At 68.8% G+C, this 19,649-nt stretch carries 22 protein-coding genes; 8 read left to right on the top strand and 14 right to left on the bottom strand.

The genetic code is table 11. The features are described from left to right. The first annotated feature begins 61 nt into the window (after window positions 1-61). On the top strand, window positions 62-997 hold the full coding sequence (locus tag FPT20_RS13405; protein ID WP_158866047.1) for an AraC family transcriptional regulator: 936 nt from the start codon (window positions 62-64) through the stop codon (window positions 995-997). Here FPT20_RS13405 and FPT20_RS18240 read toward each other — a convergent pair. The 4 genes from FPT20_RS18240 to soxR all read right to left on the bottom strand — a co-directional run bounded on the left by FPT20_RS18240 (window position 972) and on the right by soxR (window position 3,606). Further along, window positions 972-1,154: a hypothetical protein gene (locus tag FPT20_RS18240; protein WP_199245786.1), complete on the bottom strand. Its 183-nt coding sequence runs from the start codon at window positions 1,152-1,154 to the stop codon at window positions 972-974. The genes FPT20_RS13405 and FPT20_RS18240 overlap by 26 nt on opposite strands. Beyond that, on the bottom strand, window positions 1,151-1,951 hold the full coding sequence (locus FPT20_RS13395) for an inositol monophosphatase family protein (RefSeq protein ID WP_158866045.1): 801 nt from the start codon (window positions 1,949-1,951) through the stop codon (window positions 1,151-1,153). Before FPT20_RS13395 ends, FPT20_RS18240 begins: the two co-directional genes overlap by 4 nt. Before the next feature lie 174 nt (window positions 1,952-2,125). Beyond that, window positions 2,126-2,389 carry a hypothetical protein gene (locus FPT20_RS13390; protein WP_158866043.1) on the bottom strand — a complete coding sequence of 88 codons (264 nt, stop codon included), beginning with the start codon at window positions 2,387-2,389 and terminating at the stop codon, window positions 2,126-2,128. Window positions 2,390-3,147: 758 nt separating this feature from the next. Continuing rightward, complete coding sequence (gene soxR, locus FPT20_RS13385) at window positions 3,148-3,606, bottom strand: redox-sensitive transcriptional activator SoxR (protein WP_158866041.1); 459 nt, start codon at window positions 3,604-3,606, stop codon at window positions 3,148-3,150. Between the two features lie 37 nt (window positions 3,607-3,643). Between soxR and FPT20_RS13380 the strand changes: the two genes are divergently transcribed. Together FPT20_RS13380 and FPT20_RS13375 are read left to right on the top strand one after the other, a co-directional pair. After that, window positions 3,644-5,035: an MFS transporter gene (locus FPT20_RS13380; protein ID WP_158866039.1), complete on the top strand. Its 1,392-nt coding sequence runs from the start codon at window positions 3,644-3,646 to the stop codon at window positions 5,033-5,035. A gap of 125 nt (window positions 5,036-5,160) precedes the next feature. Next, window positions 5,161-5,832, top strand: a complete 672-nt coding sequence (locus tag FPT20_RS13375; protein ID WP_158866037.1) for a hypothetical protein — start codon at window positions 5,161-5,163, stop codon at window positions 5,830-5,832. Here the strand turns inward: FPT20_RS13375 and FPT20_RS13370 are convergent. Continuing rightward, the gene (locus FPT20_RS13370) at window positions 5,763-6,701 is read right to left on the bottom strand and encodes a LysR family transcriptional regulator (protein WP_158866035.1); all 939 of its coding nucleotides are present in this window, start codon (window positions 6,699-6,701) and stop codon (window positions 5,763-5,765) included. The two genes, FPT20_RS13375 and FPT20_RS13370, sit on opposite strands and share 70 nt — an antisense overlap. A gap of 82 nt (window positions 6,702-6,783) precedes the next feature. On the opposite strand from FPT20_RS13370, the gene FPT20_RS13365 reads away from it, so the two are divergent. Together FPT20_RS13365 and FPT20_RS13360 are read left to right on the top strand one after the other, a co-directional pair. Next, a complete protein-coding gene (locus FPT20_RS13365; RefSeq protein ID WP_233265524.1) occupies window positions 6,784-7,722 on the top strand; it encodes a DMT family transporter in 939 nt (312 codons plus the stop codon). Between the two features lie 22 nt (window positions 7,723-7,744). Further along, entirely contained in the window at window positions 7,745-8,614 is an 870-nt protein-coding gene (locus FPT20_RS13360) for a hypothetical protein (protein WP_158866033.1), read from the top strand. Window positions 8,615-8,668: 54 nt separating this feature from the next. Here FPT20_RS13360 and FPT20_RS13355 read toward each other — a convergent pair whose 3' ends face one another. From FPT20_RS13355 to FPT20_RS13345, 3 genes are all read right to left on the bottom strand, one after another. Then, window positions 8,669-8,809 carry a hypothetical protein gene (locus FPT20_RS13355; RefSeq protein ID WP_158866031.1) on the bottom strand — a complete coding sequence of 47 codons (141 nt, stop codon included), beginning with the start codon at window positions 8,807-8,809 and terminating at the stop codon, window positions 8,669-8,671. A 204-nt stretch (window positions 8,810-9,013) separates the two neighbouring features. Continuing rightward, on the bottom strand, window positions 9,014-9,247 hold the full coding sequence (locus FPT20_RS13350; protein ID WP_158866029.1) for a DUF305 domain-containing protein: 234 nt from the start codon (window positions 9,245-9,247) through the stop codon (window positions 9,014-9,016). A gap of 284 nt (window positions 9,248-9,531) precedes the next feature. After that, window positions 9,532-10,446, bottom strand: a complete 915-nt coding sequence (locus tag FPT20_RS13345) for a DMT family transporter (protein ID WP_158866027.1) — start codon at window positions 10,444-10,446, stop codon at window positions 9,532-9,534. 39 nt (window positions 10,447-10,485) lie between these two features. On the opposite strand from FPT20_RS13345, the gene FPT20_RS13340 reads away from it, so the two are divergent. Beyond that, entirely contained in the window at window positions 10,486-10,977 is a 492-nt protein-coding gene (locus FPT20_RS13340; protein ID WP_158866025.1) for a MarR family winged helix-turn-helix transcriptional regulator, read from the top strand. Window positions 10,978-11,037: 60 nt separating this feature from the next. Here FPT20_RS13340 and FPT20_RS13335 read toward each other — a convergent pair whose 3' ends face one another. Then, a complete protein-coding gene (locus FPT20_RS13335) occupies window positions 11,038-12,462 on the bottom strand; it encodes an MFS transporter (RefSeq protein WP_158866023.1) in 1,425 nt (474 codons plus the stop codon). A gap of 478 nt (window positions 12,463-12,940) precedes the next feature. On the opposite strand from FPT20_RS13335, the gene FPT20_RS13330 reads away from it, so the two are divergent. Next, window positions 12,941-13,114 carry a hypothetical protein gene (locus FPT20_RS13330; protein WP_158866021.1) on the top strand — a complete coding sequence of 58 codons (174 nt, stop codon included), beginning with the start codon at window positions 12,941-12,943 and terminating at the stop codon, window positions 13,112-13,114. Window positions 13,115-13,280: 166 nt separating this feature from the next. Here FPT20_RS13330 and FPT20_RS13325 read toward each other — a convergent pair whose 3' ends face one another. Then, a complete protein-coding gene (locus FPT20_RS13325; protein WP_158866019.1) occupies window positions 13,281-13,889 on the bottom strand; it encodes a DUF305 domain-containing protein in 609 nt (202 codons plus the stop codon). Between the two features lie 86 nt (window positions 13,890-13,975). Next, a complete protein-coding gene (locus FPT20_RS13320; protein ID WP_158866017.1) occupies window positions 13,976-14,443 on the bottom strand; it encodes a DUF6153 family protein in 468 nt (155 codons plus the stop codon). A 96-nt stretch (window positions 14,444-14,539) separates the two neighbouring features. Here FPT20_RS13320 and FPT20_RS13315 point away from each other — a divergent pair, with 96 nt between their 5' ends. Then, a complete protein-coding gene (locus tag FPT20_RS13315) occupies window positions 14,540-14,833 on the top strand; it encodes an SHOCT domain-containing protein (protein WP_233265522.1) in 294 nt (97 codons plus the stop codon). Between the two features lie 19 nt (window positions 14,834-14,852). Here the strand turns inward: FPT20_RS13315 and FPT20_RS13310 are convergent, their stop codons facing one another. The 3 genes from FPT20_RS13310 to FPT20_RS13300 are packed head-to-tail and all read right to left on the bottom strand — an operon-like array spanning window position 14,853 to window position 19,606. Next, window positions 14,853-15,155 carry a metal-sensitive transcriptional regulator gene (locus FPT20_RS13310; RefSeq protein ID WP_158866015.1) on the bottom strand — a complete coding sequence of 101 codons (303 nt, stop codon included), beginning with the start codon at window positions 15,153-15,155 and terminating at the stop codon, window positions 14,853-14,855. A 33-nt stretch (window positions 15,156-15,188) separates the two neighbouring features. Next, entirely contained in the window at window positions 15,189-17,297 is a 2,109-nt protein-coding gene (locus tag FPT20_RS13305) for a heavy metal translocating P-type ATPase (protein WP_158866013.1), read from the bottom strand. Next, window positions 17,294-19,606, bottom strand: a complete 2,313-nt coding sequence (locus FPT20_RS13300; protein WP_158866011.1) for a heavy metal translocating P-type ATPase — start codon at window positions 19,604-19,606, stop codon at window positions 17,294-17,296. The genes FPT20_RS13305 and FPT20_RS13300 overlap by 4 nt, the downstream gene beginning before the upstream one ends. Window positions 19,607-19,649 lie beyond the last annotated feature (43 nt).

Genomic DNA, 19,649 nt, shown 5'->3' with positions numbered 1-19,649 from the left:
CGACGCGGACGGGAAATGTCCATTCTGCCCTGATCGATACGCGATCGTCTAAGATCGGTGGATGGACGTCCTCAGCGATGTGCTCGAACGCGCCCGGGCCAGGGGTGCGGTCTTCTCGGTGCTCAGGCGCGTCGAACCGTGGGGTCTGCTGTTCGGCGGCTCCCGGGTGCTCACGGCGCACATCCTGCTGGACGGGCGCGCGTGGCTGGAACGGGAGGGCGAGCAGCCGGTCGAGCTGGAGCAGCACGCGGTGCTGCTGATGACGTCGGGCACGGAGTATGCGATCGTGAGCGAGCCCGGGGCGCGGCGCGAGGCCATCCGCGACGCCCGGGTCGCGGGCACCGTCGCCGAGACCGGCCCCTCGGCGACCGTGCTCTGCGGCGCCTACACGCTCGAAGGGAGCGTCGCGGCCGCCGTGCTCGCCGACCTCCCGCGGCCGGTGGTGATCCCGCCGTCGTGGCAGGAGCCGACGCACCGGCTGGCCATCCAGCTGCTCGCCGAGGAGGCCGCGCGCGAGACGCCCGGCCAGCAAGCTCTCCTCGACCGGTTGCTCGACACCAACCTGGTGTATGCGCTGCGCGCCTGGTGGCTGCACTCGGCCGGGACCGCTCCGGGGTGGTTCACAGCGCTCGGTGACCCCGACCTGCGCCGGGTGCTCGAGGCGATCCACGCCCGGCCGGCCGATCCGTGGACCCTGCCCGAGCTGGCCAGGGTCGCACGGATGTCGCGCTCCGGGTTCGCGGGCCGGTTCAGCCGGCAGGTCGGCGTACCGCCCGCCACCTACCTCACGACCGTGCGGATGGAACGGGCCGAGGAGGCGCTGCGTCACACGGACGCAACGTTGGGCGAGATCGCGACGGCGGTGGGCTACAGCAATCCGTTCGCCTTCGCCACCGCCTTCCGCCGCCACCACGGGCTCGCGCCCGGTCGCTGGAGGCAGCGGGCGCGCGGTGAGGATGTCGCCGAGGTCGTCAGCCCTGGTGCGTCGGGCGGATGACGATCTCGTTCCCATCGACGTCGTCCGGCTGGGAGATGGCGTAGCCGATCGCGCCGGCGACCGCGGACGCGGGCATCGCGATCGCCTCGGCGGCGGACCGCGCCGCGCCCTGCGCCTCCGCGCGGCTCCACCTCCCGAGAGATGCTGGTGGCGTCACGAGAGGAGGTCGATGAGAAGGGGATGGAGTTGCGGGGGAGCGACGAGGATCGAGTCGGAACCCCTGTGCCACGGCTCCCCGTGAACGTCTGTCACCAGAGCGCCTGCGAGCTGCGCGAGCGCCGCGGCGCCGAGCAGGTTCTCCTCGTCCTGACCGTGCTGGACGAAGGCGTCGATTCGTCCAGCGGCAGTCTCGGCGATCTGCCACGACGTCGGCCCGAACCCGCGGACCGCGCCCACCTCATGGAGGAGAGCCGTCACAGTGCTGCCCGTCTTCTCGGGCACCCCCTGCTGTGATGCGGCGAAAGGCGGGTGGTTCACCGCGACGATGCAGACGCCCAGGTCGGTCTTGCCGGATGGGGAGATGGAACGCCCGTTGAGCGCGGCACGTGCGCCATTCGAGGTGAAGGTCTGGTCCCGCTCGACGGCGTCGAGCACGGTAGCCAGGACGCGACCCTGGTCGAGCAGGCTGACGGTCACGCACCAGTGGGGGAGGCCCTGCAGGTATTGGACAGCGCCATCGGTCACGTCGGCGAACCAGCCTGACCGCCCCTCGCTCGTGTCGCCATCGATCCAGTCCAGCCCAGGCGATACCTTTTCGAGTTGGCCCCGCAGCATTTCGGCCGCAGGGTCGTCGACGGCGGCGAACGAGGCGCGGAACTCCTCCCAATCCCGGGGAGGCCGCGGGGGCGCGGATTGCGCGAGCGCTGTGCCGACGGCGCGTGCGGCGGAGGCCATGCCGAGGATGAGTTCGTCGTCCTGGATGCCGGGGAGGATCGAAGGTGCGTCTGACGTCATAGCGGCATGCTTTCACACCGCGGCTCCCTCAGAATCGGGGATTCGCAGGGCTGCGGAAGGGACGAGACCTTCTCGTCAGCGGTCCGGCGGACAATCGCTCATCGGCAGCACATCGATACGCAGATCCGAGAGTGCCCTCCTGGTCGGGCGAACGGGCGAAGTGTCGGCCACGGGTTACTCGGTCGGGAGTCCGCCAAGCTCCTCGAGCTCGGCTGCGCTCATGCCGGTCAATACCGACACTGCGGCAGACTTCGATCCGTCGAAGCGCGACAACGACTCCTTGATCGCCGCGTTCAGTTCGTCGCGGTGCACCTCAACGTATTCGCGGACAGCGTCGCTGACGATGTCCTTCTTCGTTCGACCGAGGAAGTGTGCAGCGTCGCTGATAAGCCGGTCGGTGGTCGCATCGACCTTTACGGGACTCTGGGTGGCGGACATTGTTCCAGTCTCTCGTTGGGGTGGTACCAAAGTAGCCTAGTAGCCAAGCCTAGACAATGGCTGGGAGCTCTCCGGGGGGACTTCCCCATCTGGGAACGTCTGCCGCCGATCGAGGGCGTCGGCGCGCCGAGCCCCATTTGAAGTGCAGCCTCGCTAGCGCGTCGGCGGCGTGCCGTTTCGCGGCTTCTCGCCGACCGTCTTCCGTGTCGGATCGCTCCAGTCTGGTTCGCTTGTCGCCGCCGCGCGTGTTCCGCGTCGCGTAGTGGATTAACCCCCGATTCACCACGCAACCTGGTTTACACGTGACCGCCGTCATCACGGGCGTCGAGGAGTGGTCCACTTAAAGTGCCTGCGTGCATTCGCTTTCGCTGTCTCCTACTCGGCTCTAGCTCTCCATCGGCGTTGATCTTTCTTGCTGAAGTGTGATCTTTCGATTATTGGGTTCGTCGTTCGTGCTTCATCGTGTCGTCTCCTCTGATCGTCAGTTCGCCTGTGCCGGCTTGCCCCGCAGCGTTTGCCTCGCGAAGCGCTCATAGACACTCGATGTTCGGGAGTGTGAGTGCACTGTCTTCGACGGGGGCGTTGCTTCTCGAGTCTGGGCCAGCCACCACTTCACCGTGCTCCGTGAGGCCGGTGTGATCCGTCCAGGCTAGGACGGCAACCGTCGCTGGCCATCGCTCCGCGATGAGGAGCTCGCGAGTGGACGGGCGCGAGTGTGTTGTCCCGTGAGGCGCGCTGGGCTGGACCGCTGGTCGGGGCTAGCCCCCGTTGCCGGCCGGCACCCATCGCTGGGGGCCGGGCCCGTTCGCGCCGAGCCTGTCCTGCCGGTTCTGGAGGGAGCAGGTGCGAAGGCTGAGGCAGCCGCATCCCATGCAGTCGGTCAAGTCGGAGCGGAGATGCTCCAGCTGCCGGATCCGCTCGTCGAGCTCGTCGCGCCAGAGGCGGGAGAGCCGCGCCCAGTCCTTCTTGGTCGGCGTCCGCCCCTCCGGGAGGGAGTCGAGCGCGGTCCGGATGTCGGCAAGGGGGATGCCGACGCGCTGTGAGACGCGGACGAAAGCGATCCGCCGGAGGACGTCGCGGCGGTAGCGGCGCTGATTGCCCGGCGTGCGTTCGCTGGCGATGAGGCGTTCCCGCTCGTAGAAGTGGAGTGTCGAGACGGCGACGCCGCTCCGGGCGGCGACCTCGCCGACGGTGAGGATGGCGGTTGCAGACGACATTTGACCTCAACATTAGTTGAGGTCTTACGGTCGGTCCATGCCTCTTTCCGCAGCCGACACCTCGTTCGAACCCACACCCCTCGGTAGCGCCGCCGAGCCGGAGGGGATTCTCGGTGCCCGCTTCCGGTGGGCCACGATCGGAATGTGCCTGCTCGTCGCGATCTCCGCCTTCGAGTCGCTCGGCGTGACGACGATCATGCCGCTCGTGAGCCGCCAGCTGGACGGAGCGACACTCTACGGTTTCACCTTCGCCGGTCCGCTGGCGATCAGCATCGTCGGGATGGCCTTCGCCGGCGCGTGGTGCGACCTGCGGTCACCCCGCGGGATCCTCCTCGTGGCGATCGCGTTGTTTGCGGGAGGGTCGGCGCTGGTCGCCGCCGCTCCCGCGATGCCCGTGTTCATCGCGGGGCGCCTCCTCCACGGTCTGGGCGGGGGCGCGCTGACGGTCTCGTTCTATGTCGTCGTCGCGCGCCGGTACCCGTCGCGGCTGCACCCGAAGATCTTCGCAGGATTCGCGGCCGCTTGGGTGGTCCCGTCGCTCGTGGGACCGTTCCTCGCCGGGCTGCTGGCCGAGACCATCGGGTGGCGATGGGTCTTCGTCGGTGCGCTCGTTCTGGCCGTGGTCGCGTCGTGCATGGTTGCCACGGCGGTCCGAGGCATCGACGGTCCGGGAGGGACGCGCTCAGCGGGCGGTCGTCGCCGGCTGATGTGGGCCTTCGCCTTGGCTGTAGCGATCCTGGTGCTCGCGTCCGGCTCGCAGTGGGTCCACGGGGGGCTTCTGTGGATCGTCTCCGCGGTCGCTTTCGTGGCCGTCGTTGTCGCGCTCATGCCGCTGCTGCCGTCCGGAACGCTGACCGGCCGCCGAGGCTTGCCGAGCGTGATCCTGCTTCGGGCGCTCATGGCGGGCACCTTCTTCGCCGCGGAGGTGTATGTGCCCCTGCTGCTCGTATCCCAGTTCGAATTCTCGCCCGCCGTCGCCGGATTGGCTCTGACCGCGGGAGGCCTCAGTTGGGCGGCCGCGTCCTGGTGGCAGGGCCGCTCGCCGTCGCTCACCGACGCGGTGTGTGCGCGGCTCGGTCTCGGCGGGCTGACCATCGCGCTCGCGGTACTCGTCGCGGTGGCGGTCGGTGGCCTCGCCCCGGTCGTGGTGGTGGCCGGATGGGGATTTGCGGGCGCAGGGATGGGCATTCTCTACCCGCGTCTCGAAGTGCTCACGCTGCGGTACTCGACGGACACCGACCAGGGCTTCAACAGCTCGGCCGGAGCGATCGCGGACGCGGTGTTCTCGCCGATCGCCCTCGTTGTCGCGTCCGCGATCTTCACGGGGGTCGGCGCGACGGCCGGCGGCTGGCGGTTCGCCGCAGCGATCGCTCCGACCGTCGTACTGGTGGTGCTCGCCTGGTTGGTCGGCCCGAGGGTCCGCCGGTGAGCGCGGGACTTTCGGCGCAGCGTTCGAGCGTGCGCACAGATAGGGTCGGCTGCGCCGGTGCGGCTGGACGAGCAGAACCGATCGGCCCTGGGCCGGTCCGGATCGATGGAGTGGAGAGGCCAGGCATGAGTGTGAGATTGATGTCGCGGGGCGCGACCGGGGCGGCGTGGATCGTGTCCGGGGCGGCCTTCGCCCTGTACCCGGCGTTGCGACCCTTCTCGAGTGAGACCGGCTTGGAGGGCGCTCGCGCCTTCGGCTCGGCGTTGTGGCTGGTCGCGCATCTCAGTGCGATCGTCGCGTTCGCTGCTTTGCTGATCGCCGCCACGGGAACGTATGCCGAGGCGTGGCGACGGCCGGTTTCGGCCAGGGTCGCCTGGCTCCTCCAAGTGGTGGGTGTCTGTCTGATCTTCCCGTTCTACGGGGCCGAGGCGTACGGGTTGCACGCGCTGGGGGTGGCCGCGCAGGGGTCGTCCCCGGCGACGGCGGCTCGGCTGGTCGCGCTGGCATCCGACGTGCGCGGCGGGGTCGGTCTTCTCGTGTTCCTGACGGGGGCGCTGTGCGTGGCCGTCGGCGCGGTGGTCGGAATCTTCACGACCCGACCGAGGAGCGTGTCGCTGCTCGGCTCGGTCCTCGTGGCGGTGGCGTTGGTGCTGCTCGTTCCGCAGTTCTTCGTGGGCCAGCCGCTGCGGGTCGCTCACGGGCTGCTCTACCTCGCGGGCGCCGTGGTCTACGGCATCGGAGTGCTGCGCGAGCGCCGCACATCCGCTCCGGGAGGCGCCGGCTCCGCGGCGCGGTGAAGCGCGGCGATCACGCGGCGGGTCCGGGCTCGTGCGACGGAGTCGAGCCGCGCGAGGACGTCGACGTGGCGCACGACCGTCGTTCCCTCGAGCGGGCGGAGCACGAGTCCGTTCACCGCGAGGGGAGCAGCGGTCAGCCGCGGCATCACCGCGATCGCACGGCTCGTGCGCACGATCTCGGCCGCGACGAAGAACTCGTTGACCCGGTGATCGATCCGCGGAGGCCGTCCGGCGAGCGCTCCCAGGTGTTCGACGACTCCCGCGAGCGGGAACCCTTCGTGCGCTGAGATCCAGTGTTCGTGCGCGAGGTCCTGCGGGCGGATCGAGGCGTGTCCGGCGAGCGGGTGGTCCTCCCGCATCGCGATGTCGAACGGCTCCGTGAACAGCGGGATGACGGCCAGACGCTCCGTCGGCCATTCCGGCGCGTGCGCCAGCCGGTGAGCGATGACGAGGTCGAAGTCCGCGGTCAGGCGCGGGAAGTCGTGCTGCGCCACGTCGGCGTCGGTGAGCTTCACGGTGAGGTCGGCATCCAGCTCGGCGAGGAGGCGGCCGAAGAGGGCAAGCCCTGCGCTGTGGAATGCCGTGACGCTGATGGGCTCTCGGTCGTCGTCGAGAAACGAGGCGACCGCATCCTGGGCGGCGGCGAGGGACTCCTCGACGCGCCTCGATGCGGCGGCCAGGGCTTCGCCGGCCGGCGTGAGAGCGAGAGCACGGCCTCGTTTCTCCGTCAGGGGGACGGGGATGCCGGCCTGAAGGGCGGCGAGTTGCTGCGAGACGGCCGAGGGGGTGATGTGCAGTGCCGCGGCCACCGCGGAGACGCTTCCCCGGTCTCCGAGCTCTCTGAGCAATCGCAGACGCCACGGATCCATAAGAGATTCTTACACGTCGGTATAGCAACCGCTCATTGTTCTTCATGGTCTCACTGTTGAGACTGGTCGCATGATGTCCCGGATGCGCCCTGAGTTCTTCGTCGACGCGCTCCTGATCGGGGTCGCGATGGTGTGGGGAGGCAGCTTCCTGGCCGCGAAGGACCTCACCGCCGCCGTCGGCGTGCCCGCCACCTTGGCGCTGCGGTTCCTGGTGGCTGCGGTGGCCCTGGGCCTCGTCGTGCTGTTCCGCAGGGAGCAGCTGCCGCGGGGCCGAGCGCTCGTCGTCGCACTCGGCCTCGGTTTGTCGCAGGCGGCCGTCATCGCGTTGGAGACGGCGGGCGTGCACGGGACCTCGGCGACCAACGCGGGCGTTCTGATCAGTCTGTCGCTGATTCTCACGCCCTTCCTCGAGGGACTCGCCTCCCGCACCTGGCTCCCGGCACAGTACTTCGTCGCCGCGTTCGCCGCGATCGTCGGCGTCGGCCTGCTGGTCTCGAACGGGGGCCTCCGGCCTCCGAGCGTCGGAGACCTGCTGGTGATCTCGGCCGCCGTGGTGCGTGCCGTGCACGTCACGGCCAGCGCTGGGCTGCTCCGCAGCGACTCGGCCGGCAGCCTCGGAGTGGTGTTGGTGCAGATGACGGTGTGCGCTACGGTGTTCGGGGTGGGGGCGGGCGACGCCCTCCCGGCGGCTGTCATGCAGCTCACCCTGCGAGCGTGGTTCGACGTGCTCTTCCTCGGGTTGCTGTGTTCGGTGTTCGCCTTCGTGGTGCAACTCTGGGCCGTCCGCCGCACCTCCGCATCACGCGCGAGCATCCTGATGGGGACCGAGCCCGTCTGGGCTCTGCTCATCGGCGTCGCTCTGGCCGGAGAGAGCATCGGCGGCGCGGGAATTGCCGGAGCCGCCCTCGTCGTGGCGGCCAGCTACGCGGGTCAGGGGATCGAGCGTCGCCACCGGCGGTCGCGGACGCCTCGGCTCGACAGGTCTGTCGGAGCGCGGACAGGGATGACGGGAGAGCTGTGACGTGATGGGAAAAAGGGTGCCCGTGCGTGTGTCGTCCTCCGGCCCCGCCCTCAAGCGAGCGGACGGAATCGTCTTGTTCGAAGGGGTGCCGGGTTCGGGCAAGTCCACCAACGCCCGCGCGTTAGCGGAGTGGCTGTCGAGCCGCGGCGCGGACGTCGATCACTGGCCGGAGGGGCGCCCGAACCATCCGGTCGATGTCGAGAATGTCTCGCTGATGTCCGACGAGGCCCTCCAGCGACTCTTCAAGCTCGATCCCGAGTCCGGGCGGCTCGTCCAGGCGAGGGCCGAGCCGCGGTCGTCGGGCTGGCTGGTCCGAAACGTCGATCGGCTGGACGTCTCGGAACCGGTCGCCGCGGAACTGCGCCGCGCCGACGTCTACGACGGCGACATCGATTCAGCCACCCACGCCGAAGTTCTCTTGGAGAGCTGGAGAGACTACGGTGCCGGTCGCCGCGACGCGGGAGTGCAGATCTGGGAGTGTGTCCTGATGCAGAACCCGGCCTGCGCCTTCATCGCCCGGTTGGACCGTCCCGCACTGGAGCTCGCCGTCCACGTGCGCCGCCTGATCGATACGGTGCGGACTCGCAACCCGATCGTGGTCTATCTGGACCCGGGAGACCCCGAACCCGTGCTGCGTCGCGCCGCATCCGAGCGCCCCAATTGGTGGGTCGAACATGTCATCGACTACCACACGGGTCAAGGCTACGGTCGCCGACAAGGCCTCGCCGGCCTCGAAGGCTACATCGAATTCGTGCGCATGCGCCGCTGGATGGAACTCCGACTCCTCCCAGAACTCGGCATCCCGACTCTCCGGATCCGCACGGCTGACGAGGACCCGGTAACGACGCGCGAACGGGTCCAGCAATTCGCGGCAAGCCACCTAGTTCAATGAGACGGAGCGGCTAACCGCGCTCCACGACGATCTCTGCGAGCGTGTGCGCTATCGTCACACACGCGCGGCTGCGTCGCGGATGACCCTGAAGTATTCGTTGGCCCATCCAGTGATCGAGCCGATGCTGTATGCGATGGTGTCGAGTCCGGCTAGGCCGGCCACGATGTCGACGACGGCTATGGCTTCGACCACCATTCTGGCCGTGGGTGCAGTGCTCGGCGATGTCCTCGACGCCCCAGCATCGTCGCAATATCGTTGACCAGGATGTGAAGGGCCAGGCCGTCCATGACGCGCCCCGCTATGAAGGCCGGCGACGCAGTCTGAGTATCGGAGGGGTGGGGGGCGCCTCGAATCGGGAGGCGGCGTGACGATGCCCGCGTCTGGAGCGACCGGATCGCTTCAGAGATCCGCGAGGAGTCCCCTCATCACGGCGACTTCGGCGGTCCGCGCGGCGACGAGGCTGCACGCCAACGCGACCTCGTCGGGCGAGCGCCCCTTTTCGATCTCGGTCGTGGCCATGGCGACGGTACCGCTGTGATGTTGAATCATCTGCAGGAGGAAGAGAGCCGAAGCCCCGTCGCCGGTGGCGCTATGGAGGGCGTCCATGTCCGCTTGGCTCGTCATGCCGTCCATGTTCCGAGATGTCCATCTGAGACGTGTGAGCGCGGGAAGCCGGATTCGGCATTCGGTCGTCGGCTGAACCGTCGGAGCATCCGACCAGCGCACTCAGAAGGGCACCGGTGGCGAGAGTCACCATTCTGGTTCTCATTTCGGGTCTGTTTTCGTGTGAAGGATCGGGAACATACGACGCGAATACGCGCTTCGACGCACTGCAGGGCGCCGAGGTACCTGTCCCCTTCGGTGAGGTGAGTGTCGGGCACGGCCCGGGCGGGTTGGGACACGCAATCCGCAGCCTTTCATCCGACTCCGGGCTCGCGGCGATGCTCTGGCGCTCGAAAGCGACCTAGGCCCTGCCGTGGCCAGGGGACGAGCTTCGCAGCGAATGGTGCGGCCACTCCGAGGAGGACGACCGCCAGTCCTGCCCACTGGCGGGCATCGAGGATATCGCCCGCGACGACGACGCCGAGCAGCACGCCGGCGGCAGGATTGAGGAGGCCCACCAGCCCGACGGAATCCGCCCGCAGATGCGCAAGGGCGGTGAACCATGCGACGTACGCCAGAGCCGTCGCCACCAGGGTGAGGTAGGCATAGGCGCCGATCGTTGTCGCGTCCATGGCTGGCGGCGGCCCCTCGAGGATCGCGGCGACCGGGAGCAGGAGCAGCCCGCCTGCTGTCAGCTGCCACGCGGTGGAGGCGAGCGCCCCGACTTCGGGGTTCCATCGTTTGGCGAGGATAAAGCCGACCGCGGACATGACCATCGCTGTTGCGGAGGCGGCGATGCCGGCTACGTTCACCGTGTTCGTGCCACCCCACAACATCAGAATCACCCCTGCGACGCCGACCGCGGCGCCACTTAACCGCAACCCGTTGGGTCGTTCGTGTACGAGGGGCCACGCGATGATGGCGAGGGCGACGGGTGAAAACGCCATGATCGTGGACGCGATGCTCGTGGGCAGCAGATGTGCCGCCGCGTAGATAAGCACGAAGAAGGCACCGACGTTGAGCGTCCCCAGTACGGCGGATCTCCACCACCAGGACCCCCGGGGGCGCTTGCGTACCAGGGCCAGAAGGAGCAGCCCGGCGGGCAGAGCTCGGATGGTCGCGCCCCACAGCGGAGCGTCGGGGAGGAACTCCCGGGTGACGAAGTAGGTGCTTCCCCAGGCGATCGGCGCGAACGCAGCGAGGGGAAGCCATCTGCGAATATCTTCCATGGAAGGTAAAATGGCTTTCTAGCAAGGTATATTCCCGATATGAGGGAAATGGATCGTGTGGCGAGGATCGCCGCCGAATGGGCCCGAGAGCGTCCCGACTTGGATGTGGCGCCCCAGGCCGTTTTCGGCCGGTTGCACCGACTCGCGGCTCGCCTGACGGAGGAGCTGAGCGCCGTATACCGGCGTCATGGTCTCTCAGAGGCCGACTTCGACGTGCTGGCGACCCTGCGGCGAGCCGGGGAGCCTTTCGAGCGGAGCGCCGGAGAGCTGGCCGACTGGACCATGGTCACGACAGGGGGGATGTCGAAGCGCCTGGACAGGCTCGAACGGGATGGGCTGGTCACGCGGCGTCCCAGTGTGCAGGATGGTCGCGCGAGGGTGGTGTCGCTGACGCAGCGCGGGCGCGAAGTCATCGACGCGGCGTTCACCGATCACATCGCGAACGAGCACCGGCTGCTGGAGCTGGTCGGCCCTCGCGATCGGAGGGCGCTCGAGCGGATCCTCCGGGAGTGGCTGGCGCACTTCGAGTGAGTGGGTGATCCACCGCCCCGGCCGCCCCGGCGGGCGGCCGGGCCGCTGAAGTCAACCGAGTCAGGCGGGCTCCTCCGCCGCGAGCGGCTCCTGCGCGCGGTGAGGGGTGCGCAGCGCGATGGCCGACACGATGGCGGCGACCAGGGCGAGAAGCCCTGCGCCGAGGAAGGCGGCCGAGTAGCCGCGGGTCAGCGCGGCGAGGTCCGTCTCGGTTCCCGTGACGGCGACAGCAAGCGCCGTGAAGCCCGCCAGTCCGATCGCCGAGCCGATCTGGTAACTGGTGCTCACAAGGCCGGACGCGACCCCCGCCTCCGCGGGTAGGGCGGCGCTGATCGCCGTGCCCAGGGAGGGGACGAATGCCAGAGACATGCCGAGCGCTGCGAGCAGGGATGCCGGGACCACGTCGACGAGGTAGCTCCCATCCGGCCGGGCGAAGGAGAGCCACACGAGCGCGGCGCCCAGGAGCGCCAGGCCAGACGACACCATCGTCTGGGTGCTCAGTCGCCGCTGGAGACGCGGCGCCAGCAGCACCATCCCCAGCACGATGAGCCCGGTCATCGGCAGGAGGGCCGCTCCGGCGACGAAGGCCCCGGCCCCGAGCACCTGCTGGATGTAGAGGTTGAGGAAGAACCACATAGAGACCCACGCCGCTCCGAGGAGCAACTGCGCGGTGTTCGCTGCCGCGATAAGCCGGGAGCGCAGAAGGCCCAGTCGGAGCAAGGGCATCCGTGAGCGGGACTGGATGATGAAGAAGGTGATCAGGAGAGCGATTCCCGCTCCGAGGGTGACCAGTGTGGTGCCCGCGCTCCAGCCTTCCTCGGGTGCCCGTACGACTGCGTAGACGAGCGCCGCGAGTCCGCCGGTCGCCGTCAGAGCGCCCGCGAGGTCGATCGAACCTGACGACCGCTTCGGCGTGCGGGGGAGCGCCGTGGCGGTGAGAGCGAGCACGAGCACCGCGATCGGGATGGTGATGTAGTAAACCCAGGGCCACGAGGCGACTTCGGTCAGCACCCCTCCGAGGAAGACGCCCGCCGTGCCGCCGATCGGAGCCGCCGCGCCGTAGACCGCGAACGCCCGAGGCAGGTCCGCGGTGGTGCCGAACACGGTCATGAGCAGCGCGAGGGCGGCCGGGGCGATCAGTGCGGCGCCGGCGCCCTGGAGCGCTCGGCCGCCGATCTCGACGCCGACGTTCGTCGCCGCGCCGGCGATCGCCGAGCCGGCGATGAGGGTCACCCAGCCGAGCGCGAAGATCTTCCGCGCTCCGAAGATATCGGCGAGGCGTCCGCCGAGAAGGAGCAGGCCGCCGAACGCGATCACGTAGGCGTTGAACACCCACGACAGGGATTCGGGCGTGAATCCCAGGTCGCGCTGGATGCCCGGGAGGGCGACCCCGATGATCGAGGTGTCCATGATGACGACGAATTGGGCCGCTGCGATGAGCGTCAATCCGAGCCAGCGACGTGAACTCGACGAGTGTGTTGACATGGTGCACATTCCTTTCGATACAGGTACCCCCTATGGGTATACACGATACGCCACCAGGGTATTCCCTGGGGCGGGTGAAAATAGTTAGGGCCCTAAGCTTGACGCCGGTTCGAGGTGGTGGATACGCTCGGTTCGGCTCGACCCGCATCGGAAACGAGCCCCCCGAAGCGCGACCGCGCGACGGCGGGGGCTCTGGCATTCGTGCCCCGTTATGCCGCCAACTGTGAACGTGCACAGAGCGGCCCCGTAGGAGGAACGCATGTCTGAGGCGATCGCGGGAACGCTGCGAGGAGCTCCGTGTCCATTCCTGATTTCCCTTCGACGGAGTCATGGCTCCAGGCCGTCGACTCAGTGCTGCGGGCTCCGTCTCAGGCGGCCGCACTCGTAGGCCTCGGCATCACCGCGCATCAGGTCATTCGGGTCGCGAGCGCGGAGGCGCGCTCGGCCCGGCCGGATGGGGGTAACCACCCTGAGCGCCTTGGACCTCGCTGCACGCGCCCGCGTGTCACGCGAGGAGGCTGCCAAGGCGAGGATCTTCCTCGGCGACGCCGGATTACTAAGCGTCGAGATGCTCTCCCGCAATTCCAGCACCCTCATCCGAGTCCTCCATGCCCCCGGGACGCTGCGCGATCACAGCGCCGATGCCGACTGATGTGGTGAACCAGCGCATGGCCGATACCGCGGTTCGGGAGCGCGCAGGTTTCCACGCTGAGGCACCCGCATCGCGCGCATCCAGTCAGGTCACACTGGAGGCGCAGACGCGGGGCGCCGCCACGCGGTGAGGCGTGACGGCGCCCGCGTTCGGTGCGACCCGCCGGTCAGAGGCTGGCGAGGAGCTGCCGCATGGTGGCGATCTCGGCGGTCTGCGCGGCGACGATCTTCTTCGCCAGCGCGACGGCGTCGGTCGACTTCCCCTTCTCGGTCTCGGTCGTGGCCATCGTGATGGCGCCCTGGTGGTGCTCGATCATCTGGGTGAGGAACAGCTGTGCCGCATCAGCGCCGGAGGCGTTCTTCAGCGTGTCCATGTCGTGCTGCGACATCATGCCGTCGCCGCCCATGTCCATGCCGCCCATGTCGGACTTCTGCCCCCAGGCGTCGAGCCAGCCGTTCATCGTGTCGATCTCCGGCTGCTGAGCGGCCTTGATCTTCTGCGCGAGCTCGGTCACCCGGGCGTCGACGCCCGGCTTGGCCAGCAGGGTGTCGGACATCTCGATGGCCTGCTGGTGATGGGGGACCATCATCGTCGCGAAGGCGATGTCGGCTTGGTTGTGGTCCGACGTGGAGGTGTCGGTGCGCGTGTCGCTGTGGTCCATGCCGGGCATGTTCCCCATGCGCGCGTCGTCGTCCGAGGAGGTTGCGGTGCAGCCGGCCAGGGCGGCGGCGGTCAGGAGGGCGCCGGAGGTGAGAGCGATCAGTCTGGTGTTCATGGGTTTCGGTGTCTTTCGTCGTGTGGATGTGCGGATGGGGGCATGGTGAGGCACCGCCGCGCGTGCGCGGAGTGGTGCGCCGTGCGTCATCTGCGATCGACGGAAAAAGCCAGAAGGGAGGGTGGGGGCGCCCAGATGGTGCGGGCGAGCGACCGGATCAGGGTGGCGGGTGCAGCGCGCCGACCCATGCCGAGCGCGGCGCGGGTCAGAGCGGACCCGATCAGCAGGATCGTCGCTCCCAGGAGGGCCAAGGTGCACACCATCGCGGTCATGTCATGCGTGGGGTCGCAGCCACCGGCGGCGCACCCGCCGGTCATCCCCGATGCCGAGGTCGATGCGGCTTGCGTCGCCGGCTGTGCGTCGACCACGTGCCTCTGTCCGGCGTCGCTCATGCCGGCCTCTGCGTGGGACGCAGCCATCGCATGCGGTGGGCTCACGGGTGTGCTGAACACGTGCATGGCCAGGATCCCGGTGACGATGCCGGCGACCGCGACGAGGAGGACGAGCACGCAGCGCCACGTGCGGGTGTGCGCGGAGAGGCAGTCGTCGAGCATGCGTCCTCCTTCTGAGTACCAAGCTAGCGGCGCAGCCTGAATACCCACCGGGGGTTTAATGTGGACGGGACTTTGTGCCCGCTGTACCGCCTCGCAGTGAGCTCACGCTGGTCGCAGAACTCGACGGAGGAGGCGTTCATGCACGGCTGGATGATGGGCGGCGCGGGGGCCTGGTGGATCGTGTGGCTGCTGGTTCCGCTGTTGATCATCGCAGTGGTCGTCGTGCTGGTCGTCACGCTGACCCGGCGCCTCCCGTCTGGCGGTGCCGGCACCGTTCCTCCGCCGAATACCTCGGCGAGGGCGATCCTCGATGAGCGGTATGCCCGGGGTGAGATCGATCACGAGGAGTACATCCGGCGACGGGACGAGCTCGGGCGGTCAGGCGGTTAGGCCCCGGCCGGGGATGGGTTCAGGAGCGCACGAGGCGGGCGATTGCGTCGCTCGCCTCTTTGATCTTGATGTCCGCCTCGTCGCCGCCGAGTCGTGCGGCGTCCACGACGCAGTGCTTGAGGTGGTCGTCGAGGAGGCCGACGGCGACGGCTTGCAGGGCGCTGGTGAGAGCGCTGATCTGGGTGAGGATGTCGATGCAGTACTGCTCCTCGTCCACCATTCGTGAGATCCCCCGCGCCTGGCCTTCGATGCGCTTCAGGCGGTTGAGGTACTTGTCCTTGTCGGTGATGTAGCCGTATTCGGTGTGGTCGTGCTCGGTCATCGGGGGCCTTTCATGAGTGGGAGAAGGACGGCCTCAGCGGGTGAGGATGCCGCGGGTGCTGACCTCGGGGGCGAGGTCGAGCCGGCGGAGCAGTTGGGCGTTGAGGGCGACCACGACGGTCGACAGCGACATGAGGATCGCACCGACGGACATCGGCAGTACGAAGCCGATCGGGGCGAGCACGCCGGCGGCCAGCGGCACCGAGATCAGGTTGTAGCCGGCGGCCCACCACAGGTTCTGCTTCATCTTGCGGTAGCTCGCGCGGGAGAGTTCGATGACCGAGAGCACGCTGCGGGGGTCGGAGCTGGCCAGGATGACACCTGCGGAGGCGATTGCGACGTCGGTTCCGGCGCCGATCGCGATGCCGACGTCGGCTTGGGCGAGGGCGGGTGCGTCGTTGACGCCGTCGCCGACCATCGCCACCTTCCTGCCTTCCTTCTGGAGTTCGGCGACCGTGCTGGATTTGTCCTCCGGGCGCACGTGCGCGTAGGTGCGGTCGATGCCGAGTTCGGCGGCGACCGCGTTCGCGACCGCTTCGGCGTCGCCGGTGATCATCACGACTTGGATGCCCAGCTTGTGGAGAAGGTCAACGGCCTCCCGGGATTCCGGGCGGATCTCGTCGGCGAGCTTCAGCCCGCCGACGAGGGTGCCGTCGCGGAGGACATGGAGGATGATCGCTCCTTCGCTCCGCCACACGTCTGCCTCGTAGACCTCCGCAGCTCCTGCTTCTTCGAGCAGGCGGGGGCCGCCGACGCGGATCTCTGCTCCGTCGACCGTTGCGGTCACGCCGACAGCCGGAGAGGATGTGAAGCCGGAGGCGGTCGGCAGGGTCAGCTCGCGCTCGCGTGCGGCGCGGACCATAGCCGTAGCCAACGGGTGCTCGCTGTCGGCCTCGGCTGCGGCGGCGAGGGCGAGGACCTCGTCCTCCGTCAGCGTGCCGACGGGTGCGATCGCGGTGACGGTCGGCTCGCCCTTGGTGAGGGTGCCGGTCTTGTCGAACAGGACGGTGTCGACGGTTCGCATGCTCTCCAGCGCGAGCCGGTCTTTCACCAGCACACCGCCGCGGGCGGCGCGCTCGGTCGCGATGGAGACGACCAGCGGGATGGCGAGCCCGAGCGCGTGCGGGCAGGCGATCACGAGCACCGTTATGGTGCGCACCACCGCGTCGTCGGGGCTGCCGACGAGGGTCCAGACGATCGCGGTGATGATCGCGGCGCCGAGGGCGAACCAGAACAACAGTGCGGCGGCACGGTCCGCGATGCGCTGAGCGCGGGAGGAGGAGTTCTGCGCCTCCGTGACCAAGCGCTGGATTCCGGCGAGGGCCGTGTCGTCGCCGACGGCGGTGACCTCGACCCGGAGGCCGGAATCGACCGCCACCGTCCCGGCGGTCACCGCGTCCCCATCGCCGCGGGAGACCGGGCGGGATTCGCCGGTCACCATCGACTCGTCGATTTCCGCGCGACCGTCCACGATCCGGCCGTCGGCGGGAACGCTGCCGCCGGGCCGGATGAGCACCACATCCCCAACACGGAGATCCGCGGGAGCGACCTTCACGGTGGTGTCACCCTCGACCCGCTCCGCCTCGTCGGGGAGGAGAGCGGCGAGGGAGTCGAGCGCCGAACTGGTCTGTGCGAGGGAGCGCATCTCGATCCAGTGCCCGAGCAGCATGATCACGATCAGGAGGGCGAGCTCCCACCAGAACTCCAGCTCGTGGTCGAGCAGGCCGAGGGTGGCTCCCCAGGAGGCGAAGAACGCCACGGTGATCGCCAGCCCGATCAGCAGCATCATGCCCGGCGTGCGGCTCTTCAGCTCGCTGTAGGCGCCGCTGAGGAACGGCCAGCCGCCCCAGACGTACATGACGGTGCCGAGAACGGGCGCGATCCAGAGCGCCCAGCCCGGCACGGTGTAGCCGAGGATCATCGCGAACATCTGCGAGGTCGCGACGACCGGGAGGGCGATGATCAGGTTGATCCAGAACAAACGCCGGAACTGCCCGACGTGGTCGCCGTGGCCCGAATGGCCGGCATGGCCGTCGTGGTCCATGCTGCTGTGATCCATGGCGGCGTGGTCGGCGGTGTGCGCGTCGTGAGCCGCGGGTTCGGCGGTCTCGGTGTGCTGGTGGTGAGCGTGCGGGTCGGTCATGAGGTCACTTCCGTTGTGCGAATGCTCTTGTTCGAGTGTGACACCGTGCTCGGCACGATGCTGGTGAAGCTGCGCAGGCGCAGGCTGTTGCCGACGACGAACACACTGGAGGCGGCCATTGCCGCCCCGGCGAGCATCGGATTCAGCAGCCCGAGGGCAGCGATCGGGATGGCGGCGACGTTGTAGGCGAAGGCCCAGAACAGGTTCGACTTGATCGTCCGGAGGGTCTTCCGGGAGAGCCGGATGGCGTCGACCGCGCCGCGCAGGTCGCCGCGCACCAGGGTGATGTCCGAGGCCTGGATGGCCGCGTCGGTGCCGGTCCCCATCGCCAGGCCGAGGTCGGCCTGCGCGAGGGCGGGTGCGTCGTTGACGCCGTCGCCGACCATCGCGACGATTCGTCCCTCCTTCTGCAGCCCGGCGATCACAGCCACCTTGTCCTGTGGGAGGACCTCGGCGATGACCCGGTCGATGCCCGCCTCAGCGGCGATCCGCTCGGCGACGGCCTGGTTGTCGCCGGTGAGGAGGATGGGCGTCAGTCCCAGTTTCCGGAGGTCGGCGACCGCTTCGGCGCTGGTTGGTTTGAGCGTGTCGGCCACGATGAGGATGCCGCGGGTCTGGCCGTCCCACGCGACGGTCACGACCGTCTTGCCTCCGGCTTCGGCCGCCGCTTTGCGGGCGGCGAGTTCCGGGCTGAGTGCGAGCGACCAGTCTGCCAAGAGTGGTTCGCGGCCGACGAGCACAGCGTGCCCCTCGACGACGCCCTGAACGCCTCGGCCTTCGATGTTCTGGAACTCGTCGACGGGCGGGAGAGCGCCGGCCTGCTCGGTCGCGGCCTTGGCGATCGCCTGCGCGATCGGGTGCTCGGAGGCGTGTTCGAGCGCTCCGGCGAGCCGCAGCAGCTCGTCACGGTCGGTGCAGGCCTCTGCGATCGTCTCGACGAGGGTCATGCGGCCGGTGGTGACCGTGCCGGTCTTGTCGAGCACGACGGTGTCGACAGTGCGAGTGGACTCGAGGACTTCGGGTCCGGTGATGAGGACTCCCAGCTGGGCTCCGCGTCCGGTGCCGACCAGCAGGGCGGTCGGCGTGGCCAGTCCAAGTGCGCAGGGGCAGGCGATCACGAGGACGGCGACCGCAGCGGTGAAGGCGGCGGCGACCGGGTACCCGGCGATCAGCCAGGCTGCGAGGGTCACGATAGCGATCGCGATAACGATCGGCACGAAGACGGCCGAGACCCGGTCTGCCAGCCGTTGCACCTCCGCCTTGCCGGTCTGTGCGTCCTCCACGAGCCGAGCCATCTGTGCCAGCTGCGTCTCGGATCCGACGCGGGTCGCCCGGACGACCAAGCGCCCGCCCGCGTTGACGGTGGCACCGGCCACCGCGTCGCCGGCGACGACCTCGACGGGCACCGACTCGCCGGTGAGCATCGACGCATCGACAGCCGAGCTGCCGGAGACGACGACGCCGTCGGTCGCGATCTTCTCCCCAGGGCGGACCACGAACTCATCACCCACCCGCAGCTTCTCGACGGGGATCCGCGACTCCACCCCGTCGCGGAGCACCGCGACCTCCTTCGCGCCCAGCTCCAGCAGTGCGCGCAGGGCCGCTCCCGCCCGCCGCTTCGCCCGCTTCTCGAAGTAGCGCCCGGCGAGGATGAACACCGTCACCCCGGAGGCCACCTCCAGGTAGATGTTCGACGCGCCGTCCGAGGGCGCGAGCGTCAACTCGAAAGCGTGTGTCATACCGGGCATACCCGCCGTGCCGAGGAACAGCGCGTACAGCGACCAGAGGAAGGCGGCTGTCACACCCAAGGAGATGAGGGTGTCCATCGTCGCCGCACCGTGCCGGAGGTTCGTCCACGCCGCCTTGTGGAACGGCCACGCACCCCAAACCACGACCGGCGCCGCGAGCGTCAGGGAGGCCCACTGCCAATACGTGAACTGGAGCACCGGGACCATCGCCAGGACAACCACCGGCACGGTCAGCACCGCCGAGATCAGCAATCGCGTGCGCAAGGAAGCGAGCTCCGCGTCGACCGGTTCCGCAGCAGCCAGCTCGGCAGGAGGAGCCGGCGGCGCGGGCACGGCGGCGGTGTAGCCCGCCTTCTCCACTTCCGCGATCAGCGCGGCGACCTCGTACCCGCGAGGAGCGGTCACCTTCGCCTTCTCGGTAGCGTAGTTGACCGTCGCGGTGACGCCATCGAGTTTGTTCAGCTTCTTCTCGACCCGCATCGCGCAGGAGGCACAGGTCATCCCGCCGATTTCCAGCTCTACTGCGGTGTTCGGCTCATCAGCCGGGGTCGTGATGCTCATTGAACCTCCTCGATCAGAGTGCGTTGTGCGCGGGTCGCTGTGC

The sequence above is a fragment of the Leifsonia sp. AG29 genome (genome assembly GCF_009765225.1).
In the GTDB taxonomy this organism is placed as follows: Bacteria; Actinomycetota; Actinomycetes; order Actinomycetales; family Microbacteriaceae; genus Leifsonia.
Note: the sequence above shows the minus strand (reverse complement) of the source record. Positions and strands in the feature narration are given on the sequence as shown.

Excerpts from the sequence above, each read along its gene's own strand:
- soxR (WP_158866041.1), bottom strand. The coding sequence starts at position 3,606 with ATGTCGTCTGCAACCGCCATCCTCACCGTCGGCGAGGTCGCCGCCCGG.
- FPT20_RS13350 (WP_158866029.1), bottom strand. The coding sequence starts at position 9,247 with ATGGACGGCATGACGAGCCAAGCGGACATGGACGCCCTCCATAGCGCC.
- FPT20_RS13335 (WP_158866023.1), bottom strand. The coding sequence starts at position 12,462 with ATGTCAACACACTCGTCGAGTTCACGTCGCTGGCTCGGATTGACGCTC.
- FPT20_RS13390 (WP_158866043.1), bottom strand. The coding sequence starts at position 2,389 with ATGTCCGCCACCCAGAGTCCCGTAAAGGTCGATGCGACCACCGACCGG.
- FPT20_RS13380 (WP_158866039.1), top strand. The coding sequence starts at position 3,644 with ATGCCTCTTTCCGCAGCCGACACCTCGTTCGAACCCACACCCCTCGGT.
- FPT20_RS13310 (WP_158866015.1), bottom strand. The coding sequence starts at position 15,155 with ATGACCGAGCACGACCACACCGAATACGGCTACATCACCGACAAGGAC.
- FPT20_RS13305 (WP_158866013.1), bottom strand. The coding sequence starts at position 17,297 with ATGACCGACCCGCACGCTCACCACCAGCACACCGAGACCGCCGAACCC.
- FPT20_RS13325 (WP_158866019.1), bottom strand. The coding sequence starts at position 13,889 with ATGAACACCAGACTGATCGCTCTCACCTCCGGCGCCCTCCTGACCGCC.
- FPT20_RS13300 (WP_158866011.1), bottom strand. The coding sequence starts at position 19,606 with ATGAGCATCACGACCCCGGCTGATGAGCCGAACACCGCAGTAGAGCTG.
- FPT20_RS13340 (WP_158866025.1), top strand. The coding sequence starts at position 10,486 with ATGAGGGAAATGGATCGTGTGGCGAGGATCGCCGCCGAATGGGCCCGA.
- FPT20_RS13320 (WP_158866017.1), bottom strand. The coding sequence starts at position 14,443 with ATGCTCGACGACTGCCTCTCCGCGCACACCCGCACGTGGCGCTGCGTG.
- FPT20_RS13365 (WP_233265524.1), top strand. The coding sequence starts at position 6,784 with ATGCGCCCTGAGTTCTTCGTCGACGCGCTCCTGATCGGGGTCGCGATG.
- FPT20_RS13395 (WP_158866045.1), bottom strand. The coding sequence starts at position 1,951 with ATGACGTCAGACGCACCTTCGATCCTCCCCGGCATCCAGGACGACGAA.
- FPT20_RS13345 (WP_158866027.1), bottom strand. The coding sequence starts at position 10,446 with ATGGAAGATATTCGCAGATGGCTTCCCCTCGCTGCGTTCGCGCCGATC.
- FPT20_RS13355 (WP_158866031.1), bottom strand. The coding sequence starts at position 8,809 with ATGGTGGTCGAAGCCATAGCCGTCGTCGACATCGTGGCCGGCCTAGCC.
- FPT20_RS13405 (WP_158866047.1), top strand. The coding sequence starts at position 62 with ATGGACGTCCTCAGCGATGTGCTCGAACGCGCCCGGGCCAGGGGTGCG.
- FPT20_RS13375 (WP_158866037.1), top strand. The coding sequence starts at position 5,161 with ATGAGTGTGAGATTGATGTCGCGGGGCGCGACCGGGGCGGCGTGGATC.
- FPT20_RS13370 (WP_158866035.1), bottom strand. The coding sequence starts at position 6,701 with ATGGATCCGTGGCGTCTGCGATTGCTCAGAGAGCTCGGAGACCGGGGA.